The 15,469-nt window shown below is 44.1% G+C and carries 5 protein-coding genes; all 5 read left to right on the forward strand.

Annotated features, from left to right (window positions below; all coding sequences use genetic code 11):
- Positions 1-192: 192 nt before the first annotated feature.
- On the forward strand, positions 193-963 hold the full coding sequence (locus tag BGP75_RS10425; protein ID WP_076718480.1) for a hypothetical protein: 771 nt from the start codon (positions 193-195) through the stop codon (positions 961-963).
- A gap of 197 nt (positions 964-1,160) precedes the next feature.
- Complete coding sequence (locus BGP75_RS10430; protein WP_076718482.1) at positions 1,161-10,634, forward strand: putative Ig domain-containing protein; 9,474 nt, start codon at positions 1,161-1,163, stop codon at positions 10,632-10,634.
- A gap of 85 nt (positions 10,635-10,719) precedes the next feature.
- Entirely contained in the window at positions 10,720-13,563 is a 2,844-nt protein-coding gene (locus tag BGP75_RS10435; RefSeq protein ID WP_233152903.1) for a transglutaminase family protein, read from the forward strand.
- A 15-nt stretch (positions 13,564-13,578) separates the two neighbouring features.
- Positions 13,579-14,031 carry a hypothetical protein gene (locus BGP75_RS10440; RefSeq protein WP_076718486.1) on the forward strand — a complete coding sequence of 151 codons (453 nt, stop codon included), beginning with the start codon at positions 13,579-13,581 and terminating at the stop codon, positions 14,029-14,031.
- A 410-nt stretch (positions 14,032-14,441) separates the two neighbouring features.
- Complete coding sequence (locus BGP75_RS10445) at positions 14,442-15,128, forward strand: hypothetical protein (RefSeq protein ID WP_076718488.1); 687 nt, start codon at positions 14,442-14,444, stop codon at positions 15,126-15,128.
- Positions 15,129-15,469 lie beyond the last annotated feature (341 nt).

A 15,469-nucleotide genomic window follows, 5' to 3' on the forward strand; every position in this document is an offset into this window, starting at 1 on the left:
TTTCTGAAAGTTATTAAATTAGATTATGTTCATGTTTTATCATTGCTATAGGATCAGATTATTCGCCCTGGTAAGAGGAGAACTTTAACGAACCAAAAAAACTTGTCTCATACAATCGTTTAATATATCCTCTGCGACCATTAATAACGGATGGACTTGAATTTTCATTGTCGATAATGGAGTTGACGTATTATGATTTTCAATGCAAGGACGCTGGCAGGTCTGCTCGGCAGTTTTTTTCTAACCTCCCTTCCTCACGTTCAAGCAACTGCCATTGATATTAATCAGCTCAGTCTTTTTCTTGTTGCTGATAATCATCTGATTTCAACAATTGAAGATACACAAATCGGTTTGGGTTTTAATGATTTCGAAGCGCAGGGGCTAAGTGTTGAATTCACCAATGACCTGAACTTGGACAATACAGGTGATGTCGCGTGGAAAGTGACTAATAATACTGGCTCTACACTAGAAAGTGTTTCCGTTCTCGCTTTTCTTGATGCCGATATTGATCAGTTTATCAATGGCTTTTGGCAAGAAACAGCTGAATATCATGGTTCAGAGACTGACAGCTATGAAATTGATGAGCCGGGATTTATTTTTGGTGATATCTACGACAACCTTCTGGCAGGCCAATTGGATAATACAAACTCTTTTTCTGGTGGCTTTGTGGATGATGTTTCGTTTGCATTGGGATTTGAGCTAGATGATTTGCGAGATGGGGCCTGGTTTGAGGCTGTGTTTTCGATAAGCTGGGCTGATATTTCTGGTATAGAGCATATAGATCCTGACTCCAATGACAGCTATTTTTATAACGGCCGTGTAGAGGTGTTAAATAATCAGCCGCCCCAGGTTTCAGTTCCGGAGACTTCCAGTCTGTTGCTGATGTTATCTGGGTTTATTGTATTATTTTTTCGCCAGCGTTTCGCTCGCTCAAGATTGACTTTGACTGATTTAACTATTTGAGAATATTTATAGTTAATTTTCAGATTTAAATTTAGTTGTCTTATTTTTCAGAAAATCATACCAATAATTTTGTAGTAGCCAAGAAATATTTCAGTAACGATTAATACATGGAAATGGATTAGGCTGGATGAAGAGTTTATTGAATCTCTTCAGTCGTTTAGCTTAAATAAGTAATAGTTAAAATAAGGTAGGATTAAATGGATTTCAGCGGTGTTCGCTTTAGTTTAGCCTTAACATTATCTTTCTTGATATTGACTGTCAGTGTTGGTGCTCAGGGTCAAACTGTTGTGGGTCCTGCCGCTTCTATTTTTGATCGTGTAAAAGAAGCCGTGACAAAAGGTGGGAATTATACCGGTAACGGGGCCGTTGCTTGGCATAATAGGCACAGATGTCTGGGATGTCATACTCAAACTCAAAGTCTTCTTGGACTTTCTGCTGCAATGGATAAAGCGACCGTTGATGTTGATAATGCCCGGTTTTTGTATAATGCGATTGCTGGTAGCCAGAAAGTCAATGGAGCCACCTATTTAGCTCTTCCAGAGCTATCAAAGAACCAAACTAGTTTAAGTTTTTGGGCGTTTAATCAGTGGCCGAATCGTGTCCAGAGTTTTCCTGCTCGAGTTGACATGGCGTCATATTTTCTTAGTGTAATTAGTAAAAACGGTAATCACGCATATTGGACCAAAGATGACTGGACCGGCTGGATAACAAGTTCTGACGCAATAACCGCAATTGTGTCCCAAGGGATTGGTGGGCTGTTGGCTGATGATTTGATTATAGCTGAAGGTGATATAAAGAATTGGCAGCCCACTAGTCAGGTAGTTTTATCAAATCCTCGTGAATACAGTAAGTTAGTTGCATTCGATGGTTATATCTACACCCTGACCGCAGATAAGTTGCTGCGGATTAATGCAGAGAGTTTGGATGTTGAAACGATAGCAGAACTTCAAGGTGATCTGGTTAGCAGTACTCAGTTAAAACCTTTTGCCATTGATGCTACGGGAGTAACCTGGGTTGTTGATCGTCAGAGGCGACAGCTTATTCGAATTGGCGTTTCTGGTGATCTAACAACAACCCCTGTCCCTGGTTGGGAACTGGGGAGTGTCGGAGACCTGGCGATCAATCAAGATGGTCGTATTATTGCAACCACTCCTTCGAAAGTTTTTGAAATTACGCCTGATGGTCAAATTATTACAATTCTGTCTGCAGACTCAGAATTCTCTGATGCCTATTCAATCGTGCCTGCGGAGGACGACCATTTTATAATCAGCAGTCCCCAGACAAACCAATTATATAAAATTGATCTGTCTGGTAATTACTCAATCTATGTCGATGGTCTGCCTTTCGCGCCTTACCAGCTCGGTAAAGGTCCAGCGGGTGAATATTTTATAGATTACGGAGATGTAAGGGGGCAGTTTGGATTCGATTGGGTTTCTGAAGGTCGAGTTATTCAGAGGGTTTTTAAGGCGAATGATGCGCGGCTTGATCGCGCTGACTTTGCCTATGCTAATGATCGGCTATTTGTGCTCAACCGTTGGGGAGAGATACAGGTATATGAACATCGACTTTATAACCGTGATGTGCTGCAGTCCCTGCGAACAGAAGTTCCGAATATTGCCCGCTGGATCCTGTCACGGGCAGGAACGAATTCTGAGAATGTCATCCAGGCTTTTCATCTAAGTGCTCTGGCTGAGCTGAAGCCTTTTATTTTGGACGAAGCCCTAAAGGCTCAAGTCTCTCAGGTCATTGAAGAAGTAAGCGAGCGTTTGCTTGAACGTCAGCGTATCGATGGAGGATGGGGGAAATACACTTATTCAGGCACTAGTGATCCCTTAGTTACTGCTTGGGTGGGTATCGCCCTCGATTATACAAACCCTGATATCAATGAACCTTTTGTTCAGAATGCGATAAATTATCTGCTGTCGACCCAGTCAGAGGATGGCAGCTGGAGTGGTGCCTATTTTGATACCCGCCATGGCGCGACGGGTATGGTAATGGCCTATTTACCAGTAGCCTTGGAACGTATCGGTGGTTGGGCTGTGGCGCAGGGTAATCCTAATCCTGCGGTGGCCGGTCAGACGATAACCTTGGATGGCTCAGCTTCTGTACATCCCGAAGAAGACAGAAGTATCATTTCTTATCAGTGGGATATTGATAACGACGGTGTTTTTGATCTCACCGGTCCTATTGTTCAAACCTCCTTTCCTGCCGTAGGGGAGTACCCTGTAACCTTGCGGGTGGTGGATGATAGTCCAACCCCCCAGACAGCCGAAGCTCGCTTGATTGTTAATATCAATCTTCCGCCGTTAAAACCAACAGCTGATGCGGGTGGTCCTTACTTATTTTGCGATGCCCGAAAGCCTTGGGTACTTGATGGTTCCGCATCCAGTAATCCCGATGATGGATTGCACGAAGAGGGTCGACCAGCCGATCAATTAGTAAGCTGGCAATGGGATCTCAATGGAGATCTTAATTTTACAGATGTGCAGGGGGAGCAGGCGGATGGTTCCAGCATCTTGTCCAGCATGGGAGTGGGAGACTACATTGCCCGGCTCAGGGTTACCGATAATACGGCGTCAGCCTATCCAAGTAGTGGTCAACCTAATCTGACCGACACGGCTGAAACATCGTTATTAATCAGGGATGCAGCGGACGCAATGTGCAGCTGTCAGGCGGGTTTTTCTGCACGTGCAAAGTATACAAAAGTTGGGCTTGATTGGGAAAATACCGGGACACACCACTACAACATCTATCGTGCTGACTCGGAGCAGGGCCCGTTTGTTAAAATTGCGGAAAGTGATAACCCTTATGCCCATTATCTCGACCTCGGACTGGAACTCGACAAAACCTACTATTACGGAATTAGTGAAGCCAATGAGCATAATAAGGAGACTTGCCATTCTAAAACGATCTCGGTAACGCCTACAGCCAGACGCATCAATACGCGTAACAGACCACCGGTAATTACTTCTACTGCGGTAGAAATCGCTGTTGAAAATACGGAATATAACTATCAGGTTGTCGCACAAGATCCGGATCGTCGTGATGTAGTTGAGTATATTTTGCAAACCGCACCTACGGGAATGAGCATCGACGGCGGTACAGGGGTAATTTCATGGGTGCCGATTAATGCTCAGGTTGGTCAGCAACAGGTTGTGGTTCGCGCAGCAGACACGCAAGGGTTGTATGATGAGCAAAGCTTTATTGTTCAGGTCTCCAATAACAATCAGCCTCCCCAGATAGTCAGCACTCCAGCAGCAACCGGGAGAGAGCTGATGACCTATCGATATCAGGCGCGAGCGATTGATCCAGATCTGGGTGATATTGTTGAGTTTCATTTAATCAGTGGGCCGAGTGGAGTGGCCATCGATAGCAGTGGACTCTTGCTTTGGACGCCACAGACGGGTCAACAGGGTAGTCACAGTGTCACCATTAACGCAACGGACACGGCTGGCCTAACGGATCAACAGCAGTGGCAAGTTACGATTGTCGAACAAAATCACAACCCGGTTATTACTAGCGTCCCAGAAACAACCGTCGTTGCTGGTCAAATCTGGACCTATGATGTTGAGGCTACAGATGCAAATGTCAGTGATACGCTCACTTACATGATGTCGCATATGAGTGGCCCGAGTATTGATCCGACAAGCGGTCTCATTACCTGGCCAACCTCAGTAGACAACATGGGCGAGCATGATATCACCGTTAGTGTACATGATGATCAAGGGGGAAGTGCGGCTCAGAGCTTCATCCTTAACGTGGTAGCTGAAAACCACCCTCCTCAAATCACCAGCATAGCAAACCAAAGTGCGCCGGGTGAGGTTCTCTATGAATATGATGTTGAAGCCGCAGACCCGAATCCCTCCGATAACTTGGTTTATTCACTACTTTCAACAGGAGAAGGTAGTGAAATAGACAGTCAGACAGGCCTTGTAAGCTGGCTCCCTAGTGCTGAATATAACAGCGGCTCACAAGCCTACAACAGCCAATGTCGTAAGCCAGGGCCTCAACCTGGAGTATTGGATCCAGTTCTTAAATGGCATTGGTCTGGATCATCCATTAAGCCAACCTTTAATCAAGTGATGAGTTCACCGGTTGTTGCTCAGCTTAATGATGATAATGGGGATGGCGAGATTAATACTGATGATATTCCTGATGTGATTTTTACATCGTTTGAGAACGGTCGTTATAGCTATGAGGGTGTCTTGAGAGCTGTTAGTGGTGCGGATGGGAGGGATATATGGACTGTGGCTCCTCCTAGTACAGCCTACACAACTCCAGCAGTTGGCGATATTGACGATGATGGGGTGGTTGAAATCATTGTCGGAGGTCCTTCTAATAAAGATCTCTATGTGTATGAAAATACGGGTGAGCTCAAATGGAAGATCGCAGTTAGTTATTCGGGGCACCCTGCACTGGCAGACCTAAATAATGATGGAACCGTAGAAATTATTTATGGGCCTGCCGTCTATGATGTGGATGGTAATCGGCTATGGGGATATCCTGGATCTGTTAACAATCACTGGATAGATAGTCACGAAGCTGCAACAGTTGTTGATTTGGACTTAGATGGTGACTTAGAAATTTTCTCAGGTGGAAAGGCTTATAGTCACGATGGGGCAGTGCTTTGGAGTCACGAATCTACATTGTCTCTAGCTGGAGTAGCGAATCTTGATGAGGATGAATATCCAGAAATTGTAGCTATTGATTTCGTCAGTACGACCGTTTCAAGCTATCTTTACATTCTAGCTCATGACGGAAATGTTCAGAGCAAGTTTCCAATAACCGCTGGGGGTGGAGGCGCGATTACTGTTGCTGACGTCGACGGCGACGGGCTGGCTGAAATCGGTGTAGCAGGGGCTCAGTCCTATACCGTATTTGAAACAGATGGTTCTGTAAAATGGCAGACAGCTGTACAAGATTTGTCTTCAGGAGCAACAGGTTCTTCCGTCTTTGATTTTGACGCAGATGGCAGAGCTGAAATCCTTTATGCTGATGAAACAACCTTCCGTATCTATGATGGCGAAACTGGTAATACGCGGTTGGAAATTCCTAATCCGTCGGGTACTCTTTTTGAATACCCTTTGGTTGTAGATATTGATAATGATCACCAGGCCGAAATTATTCTGGTATCAAATAACTATGCATTTTCCGGAACTACCGGAATTCGCGTATTCGAGTCCGCCTCTGGCAGCTGGGCACCCACCCGCTCCATCTGGAATCAACACACCTACCATATTAACAACGTTAACGATGACGGAACCATTCCTCAGTATGAACAACCTTCCTGGTTATCCCATAACAGCTATCGGCTCAACACCTTCGCTGATCGCCACCCCTACGGGCAACCGGATCTGGCGGTTTATGATCTGACTTTGGAAGAGCAGGGCGATTCAGTTGATCTTCTGGCACGAGTCTATAACCGTGGTATGGCGCCGGCAGAATCCCCTGTATCGGTCGAATTCTATAACGGTGATCCCGATAATGGTGGTGTTCTGTTGGGAGTTCTGGAGGTCAGCTCCCTGGAATCGGACCAGTCTTCATTGTTACGTTTGAGTGGAATACCCGCCAGTAACCTCACCGATACCCTTTACGCTCGCATTGACGGTGCTAACACCATCGAAGAGTGCATTGAGGACAATAATCAGACACAGTCCGCGCTATTTAAGGTCAAGGTAGCAGACCCCGAGGGGCTTAACGATACCCAGCTATTTGCACTTTCCGTAGGTTATGTAAATCACGCACCTACGTTAACTGCAATATCAGAGGGAGAAGCCAAGACTTCCCAAAGCTTTGTCTACCAGGTTGATGGAGCAGATAATGATTTGGGAGATTCGCTCAGCTATCAGCTGCTTTCCGCCCCCGAAGGGATGACCGTTAATTCAGTAAACGGCACTGTTCGCTGGCAGCCCACATCTGAGCAAGCTGGTGTTCACCAGGTTGAAATACAGATTACTGATCTGTCTGGATTAACCGCAGTGCAGATTTTAACTCTGAGGGTAGAAAATGATGAGCCGCCGGTTATCACCAGTCCTGCCGATGAAACGGGAACCGAAAATCAAAACTACTCCTATTTGGTTGAAGCAACAGACCCTAATCCAGGTGATGCCTTAACGTATTCCTTAAATGAATCGCCTACCGGGATGAGTATTGATCCCGTGACCGGTTCTATTCAGTGGCAACCAACGGACAGTTATGTTCAGAGTAATGCCTTGAATAACCTTCAGTGCAGTAAACCGTCTGAAGCACTTGGTGCCTTTGAGGTGGTAACGAAGTGGCATTGGAATTCAGCTGGCTTACACAGTGGCTACAATCATGTTCTTTCAACACCAGTTGTGGTTCAAACCGATGACGACAATGGTGATGGTGTTATTGGTCAGAATGATAGCCCCGATGTGGCGTTTATAGGGCACTCAATACCCGGAGGTCGGCCCGGCGTTTTATGGTTGATTGACGGAGACTCAGGGCAAGAAAAATGGGTCAATACCGAACTCCAGGCGCCTTGGGCAACTAGTATCTCTGCAGGAGATATTGATGGAGATGGGCTTGTTGAGTTTGTAGGTCTTCGATCAGATTCTAAATTGATGGCAATTTCAAATACTGGGGATACTGAATGGATTAGTAGCTCTACAAGCGGAAATACCATCACAGGGTCTCCGTCAATTTATGATTTGGATGGTGATGGCTCTCTAGAAATACTTTCAGGGAATAGCGTCTTCGACGGTGCCGGCAATCTGCTGTGGACTGCACAAACCAGCAATATAGGAAAGAATCATCGATTTTCCAACGTGATGACTATTGTGCAGGCAGCTGACATCAATTTAGATGGCGAGCTTGAAGTGCTTATTGGCGCTTCTGCGCATAGTGCTTCTGGAGGATTCTTGTGGAGTAATTTGGAGGTGGGTGATGGGTTAGTCGCAATTGGCAATTTTAACACTGATGATTTTGCTGAAGTTGTTGTCGTTAGTGGTAATCGTGTATTTCTATTAGATCATCTAGGGCGAAAAGTATGGGGGCCAGTAAATCTTAATGGGTCTGGTAATGGCGGTTCACCCACTATTGCAGACATGGACGGTGATGGACAACCTGAAATAGGAGTCGCCAGTGGAGAGTATTATACAGTTCTAGATACTGATGGTTCGACTCTTTGGATCAGCCCAATACAGGATCTAAGTTCTTCAATAACGGGTTCCAGTGTATTTGATTTTAACAATGATGGTCGGGTCGAAGTAATCTATGCAGATGAACTATTCCTAAGAGTTTATGATGGCCAATCTGGCAGTATTTTGTTGGAGCTTCCCAATACTTCAACAACAGGAATGGAAAACCCGGTTATCGTTGATATCGATAATGATAATCATGCGGAGATCGTTTTTGTTGCAAACAATTTTACCAGCAAGCCCGATGGACAAGTCGGTATCCGAGTTATTGAAGGCATTAATGACAACTGGGTAGCCACCCGCTCTATCTGGAATCAACATGCCTATAATATCAACAATATCAATGATGATGGCACTGTTCCCGCCCAACCGGAAAAAAGCTGGTTAACCCATAACACTTATCGTCTAAATACTTTCCCAGATCGCAGTCCGCTGGACCTCCCGGACCTTCGAGTCGGGGAAATTAAATATGACGAAGAGAACCAAAACCTTTCCGCAACAATTACCAATCGTGGTTTGGCACCGACCCTTTCCAACGTGGTCGTTCAATTCTATCTCGGAGATCCTGAGGACAATGGCAGTCTGATTGAAACTGTTGACCTTGGAAAGCTGGAAAAAGCCCAGCAGCTCGAAGCAGTACTGCCAGGTATCACCGCCGATAGCTTGACTGAAGATATCTATGTAGTGGTGGATCAGGCCAACCAAGTAGACGAATGCTTAACCGATAACAACACAGCGGTTGCTGCATTGGTCAAGGTTAAGGTTAAAGACACTAGTAATCTATTTGATACACAAACCTACCTGCTTTCCGTTAAGGATATTAATGACCCTGTAGCAATCATTAATACACCTGCCAACGCTGTTATGGCTGGTACCGCATTTGAATATCAGGTTGCACTAAACGATCCAGATCTGGGGGATGACCATCTCTTTGAGCTGTCAGGTGCTCCTCAGGGCATGTCGATTAATACCAGTGGCTTGATCCGTTGGGCGACTGGCACTGAAGACACGGGCTCCTATCCTGTGACGGTCACAGTTACGGATCTTACAGGCAGCACTGATCAAATGCTGTTAACGGTTAATATTACGGCTAACGCAAATGTGCCTCCAGTGCTTAGCGGCTCGCCGCTTGCTTCTGCGACAGTGGATCAACTCTACAGCTATGCTATTCAAGCGAGTGATCCTGATGGTGATACCCTGACTTATGCGCTGCTGGCTCAGCCCAATGGTATGACGATCAACACAGGTGGGGTGATTAACTGGACTCCGACTGCTACTCAGTTGGGTACACATTCCGTAACGTTGCGCATCAGTGATGGTTTGGCTTATGTCGATATCAGTTACTCGATTACAGTTAGTGGAGCAGCTAACACCGCTCCTGTCATCAACGGCACTCCACTCGCAACTGCAGTGGCAGGTAATGCTTACAGCTACCCCATCGACGCCAGCGATGCTGAAGGCGATGACCTCAGCTATACCTTACTGCCCCATCCTTCTGGCATGAGTATTAGTGCAGCGGGGGTTATCAGCTGGACCCCGACACTCGCTCAAGTGGGGCCTAATACTGTCATTTTCCGGGTCAGTGACGGCCAGTTACATAGCGATTTTAACTATACCCTTACCGTTAATGCGAGTACGGGTACTAACACGCCTCCCACTCTCAACGGATCCCCCATTGCTTCTGCCGTTGTGGGTCAACTCTACAGCTCTGTGGTGGACGCTACTGACGCCGAGGGAGATACACTGAGCTATATGCTGCTGACTTACCCTGAGGGTATGATAATCAGTGAGGGAGGTGTGATCAGTTGGACCCCGACTCTGGCTCAGTTGGGTTCCCATACTGTTTTTTTCCGGGTCAGCGATGGTCAAGCAGATATCAACGCCGGTTATACCCTAACGGTAAGAACTAGTAGCGTGAATACCGCACCAATCATCAATGGAAGTGTTCTGGCATCGTCCAAGGTTAATCAGCTTTACAGCTATGCAATTAATGCTACTGATGCCGAAGGGGATAGCCTTAGTTATTCATTACAAACTAAACCCGACGGGATGACGGTCAGTGCTGACGGTGTGATTGATTGGGCACCGACACTAGCTCAGCTTGGACCTAATGCGGTTGTCTTTAGAGTCAGTGATGGACAGCTGTACTCAGAACTCAGTTACAGTATTGAGGTTACTGAATTAGTATCGGTCACTATTACCAATACGCCAAAGGGCGATGCTTTTGTCGGTCAAACCTACAGCAATTACCTTTGGATCGATGACCCTGCCTTTGTTGGAGTTAAATCTATCGCCTTGCTAGAAGCTCCGTCGGGAATGTCCATTGAAGATGGTGCTAATGGGAAGTTTCTTATATGGAGTCCTAATGAAAGTGATGTAGGTAAACACTCAGTTATCGTGCAAGTTGAAGATAATACAGGAGCAGTAACTCAACTCAGTTACAGTCTCCATGCGTTTAGAGGCCTAAAACTTAATCGTCGTCTTTGTGATGAAAACTGCCCAGAGCGCTAGGAAGGGAGATAGATTTATGTACACGGACTTCAGCACTGTACAACTGTTTAGCCAAAGATTCAGACGAATAATCTGTCGCTTGGTTGTGTTTCTGTTTACCTTCGTTTACTACTCACCTTCAGTACACGCCGTTTATTTAAAAGCAACGGAAAATAATGTGCCTGCTGTTAATCTGTTGGAGAACTACAATCCTCTGGGTGCACACCTCATAAGCATCCGTAAGGATCTCGAGCAGATTCTTAAACAACTTCAGGTCGACACGGATATTAAGGAACAGCAGGTTGCGATTGAGACAAAACTGAATACTCTAGCCGATATGAAGCGGCACTGGCTTGAAACTTTGGATCAACAGTATGCTGATCTTGAAAGCAGTTTGTCTAAGGGTAAAAAAGATCATTTCCAAAAAAACAGAATGGAGTTAATAACCCGCTTTTCTCAAGTAGAAAACCAAGTTAATTCTTTTATCAAGACGGATATTGCTACTCTTCAATCACCAAAAACTTTACAGGCATATAAAGCATCAGTTATCCAAACCATCCAACAACTCGGCAATGGACAGTTTCAACGGAGTGCCCAATCCTCTGATGCAGGTTTCGATTTCATTACGCCCCCTCCCCGCAACATCCATACACAGCTCAGTCAGGTTCAAGCGTTAGTCGGGTATGTTGGAGAGCCAGCCGTGGACGCCTCCGCCTACCTTCAACAGAACTCAGAGATTCAATTTACCCCAGAGATCATCCAGACAGTGGAGAGCATTGGGAACAACCCGATAGAATTATATAACTGGATCCATAATGAAATTAATTGGATTCCAAGCTATGGCTCAATACAGGGAGCAGATAGCGTTCTAAGTACCAAGCAGGGCAACGCCTTTGATACAGCCAGCCTACTGATTGCTTTGTATCGTTATGCAGGTATTCCAGCTCGTTACGTCTATGGTGTAAAAACCTTTAGCGCTGAAGAAATGAAAAATTGGGTCGGTGGTGTTGATAACCCAGCAGCTGTTCAGAACCTACTAAGCCAAGGTGGCATTCCCCATATAGCAAGTACACGCGGTGGTGACATCGAACAGTTTAAGATGGAACATGTTTGGGTAGAGGCCAAATTAGAGGGCGACACTTGGACTGCGCTGGACCCCAGTTTTAAACAATACGTGTTTCATGAGGGGGATGACTTAAAAAATAAAGTTCCGTTTGATGCCCAAGGGCTTATTGCAGCCATTGAGACGAGCACTGAACAGAATGAAGCTGAGGGCTGGGTTCGGGGGTTAGATCCAGTGGTCGTAAAAGAGCGTATTGATCAGTACCAAATTCAGGTAAAGAGCTACTTGGAGTCACTGCCTGAAGGCACTACTCTAGGGGATCTCACTGGCTACAAAGACATTATTCCGAGTGAAGTCTCAAGCATTAATGAATTATCTGACCTTTCCAGCGATATTCAATTTCAACAACCGCTACCGAGCTTCAATGAGAATTTGAGATACCGTTTTATAGTTGATCTTGGTACTGCTTTTAACAGTCTATACGCAAACACTACCTACGGTAGCCAAATCTTTCAGTACAAAGCGGATACCACTCAATTGGCGGGAAAGAACATAGCGCTGTCTTTTAGACCGGCGACCACAGAAGATGAGCTTATTCTTAATAATTCACTGCCTGCTCCTGTCAATGAACTCAGTGATTTACCGAGCAGCCTGCCTGCACACCTTGTCAATGTGGTGGGTGAATTGACAGTCGATGGAGTCGTGGTCGCTCAAACTGGAGCTATACCCTTTGGTGATGAAGTAGCATTAAGACTGGGTTATCAAGCCCCCCAACAGCAATGGAAATATAGTGAGAACTTTCTTATCGCCGGTGAATACCATGCTATTGGCTTGGATTTACAGGGTGCGAGTAAAAAGCAGCTTGAACGGATCAAAGATGGGTTAGAGAACGCTGCAACCAAGCTTGAGGCTGAGGAGTTTGGTAGTTTAACCAAACACAATAGCATGGGCTTGGTGATGCAAACCGGTATTCACGGATATTTTGCTAATCTAGACATCATGGATCAATTAGCAGCACCGTTATCCAAGGTCGTTAGCTATCGTGCGCCCTCGTTTGGTCGTTTTTCAACAAACATACAAGTGAGTTACTCTTGGGGTATTCCCCAGGTCGTCCATTTTTCAGGTCTGATGATGGATATTGATCGTGTGCAGTCAAATAATGAGAGCCGTTATAACTGCTATGACGATTGGCTGGCGTTTAACATCAACAGCGGAATGCAAAGCTCGGCGTATGAGCACCTTATTCCAGAAATGCTATTTTCCACTGAAGATAATTCAGTTGAGGCAGTAAGTGCTGTCAAAGCTTTATCGGTGGCGAGTGCTGAAGGGCAGAAAATATTTCGCTTAACCAGCGATAATGCGGATCAACTGTCATCACTTCAAATGGATACAGGTGTTCGGAGTGAAATCCAAAGTGCCTTAAATCAGGGACTGGAGGTCACCGTGCATGAAATGGAAGTAAACTATGCGGGGTGGCAGGGAACTGGGTATATTGTTTTAGATCCGGATGTTGGTGTTGGGGCATATAAAATTAGTAGTGGGGCTAGTGGAGGGTGGGTAGAAACTGCGTTGGATTCGCTGCTAGGATTAGTCGGTATTGATGTCAATTCAGATAACGTAATATCAGTATTTTTGTCTGCTATTGAAGCATTTATTGATAGTGTGAACCAGAGGCTTTCTACACAAGAAACTATTTTTTTAGTAATGGCAGCAGTTATTTCAGCAATCATTATGGCAATAGTAATGTACGCACTCTTTATAACTCTAGTCGGAATTGGAGCAATGACTGGTGCATCGGCAGGCCTGCTAATTAGGTTTGTAGGTGCAATGATGGCGGTATATGCAGGCGTCGTTTTATTTTCTCGACCAACCGTAATTCATGATTAGTACTAGTTGGTGAATATGTTAACTTATATTGTAGAAAAAATGGTATACAGAGTTTCAAAAGAACGTCACTTATCAATGCTAGCTTTGGGAGGCGTTATTTTTGTAATTGGATGCTATATGTTGCTAAGTGCTGAAATTTTGTATGGGATTGTTCTTTTGATTTATGGAGCTATTAGTGTTGTACTGAGTATTATTTTTTTAAAAATGCATCAACATAAATATGAATCAATAGGCTTTAAGAAAAAAAGTTTGATAAAAGAAATTTTTTTATTATCTGCTGTTATAGTTTTTATGGTATTTAATTTGATTGGAGCAGTAAGTTCTTTTCAATATGGGTTAAATAAATTAGGATCAGCTATATTAGCATTATCTATAGGGGTGTTTGTTTTTGCTTCCTGGCGTGATAGGTTTTTGTTTTTGACTGTTTTGTTATTTATTGGAGTTGGTTTGATCGAGCTTTGGCGATAATAAAAACTATGTATATTATATGTGAGAAATTTAATATAAAAACAATGCAATGGTTTTGTTTTTTTATTAGTATTAACTATGCTTTTTCATTTATGGGCTTTAGACGTCCTGAGTGTGTTTTCGAAATAATTTTTACGTAATAGCGGTAGTTATTTAAGAAATAATCATGGCAATAGTAATGTATGTGTTTTTATAACTCTAGTCGATATTTTATAAATTACAGGTACATCAGAAAACCTGATAATTTAAGTTCAGGTGCGAAGGAGATGGTATATTCAATTGTCGTTTTATTTTATATACCAATAATAAATATTCATTTTTTTAAAAATTATCCTTGAAATAATAGTTTTAATTGTGCAATGCTTGCATGAAAATCGTTTATACTTTCACTATGCTTCAGGCTATTTATCATGATAAAAGAATTATCTGTTGTAACAACACTGCTATTTACAGCGCTAACAGCTAATGCATCTATAATAACGTATGATTTTTCAGGGACTGATGCCACAGTAATTGAATCAAGAAATTTTAATACTGGCGGTTTGTCAGGCTCTCCAAATTTTTCAGGTTCGTTTGATTATAACGAAGAAATGTCTTTAGTTTTTTCTGATTCTAGTGGCTCTGTATACAATACAGATGATCTTGAGTTTAGAATGGTATTTGAAGGAGGCATGCAAGGAGTATTTTCTGGAACTCAAATAGTTGTAGCCGATAATGCCATGGTCAATGGTGTCGTAAGTGACCATATAACTTTTATATTTGATGATCTGATAGATACTGATCTTAATGTTGGAGCAGAAAATAATACTGTTTATTTAGTATTTACTGATGATACAGCTACTGCTTTAGATGATAATACTTTCCCAACCTCTTTTGCTGTTTCATCCTTCAGTCAACAACTCTTTTCATGGAATAGCCGTGAGCTGTCTGTTGACAATGGAAATGGAGGGCTAGCACTGCAAGAATATTACTTTGTGAGTTCAGGTCTATCAGATATTTCAAAGGTACAGGTCCCTGTCCCTTCTTCATTATGGTTGTTTAGTACAGCGCTCTTCGGAATTTATCTAGGTCGTTATAAAAAGAATGGAAAAAGGTAATGTTCAACTAGGGGGGAGCTTGCACCTGAGTCCCTTAATCTACCAGCTCGACACTGCCAGATCTGTTAAACCCGACATCGCTCTTTAAAAACTTGATCTTATCCCTTCAACTCAGGGATCTATTCTTATGCACCACCGGTTTCTGCTAGGGTTTTCCGCTGGACAGGTTGTTCTTTAGAGTCCAGTGGCGCCTTGATGCAGTCCTATGACTACAGCCTGGGAGCCAGCGGTCGACGGGAACAGATCAGCGAGTCCAGCGGTCGTGTGACCGACTACAGCTACGATGATCTCTACCGTTTAACCAACGAACAGATCACCGATGCCATCAACGGCAACTATAA

Source organism: Motiliproteus sp. MSK22-1, assembly GCF_001968815.1.
Taxonomy (GTDB): Bacteria; Pseudomonadota; Gammaproteobacteria; order Pseudomonadales; family Balneatricaceae; genus Motiliproteus.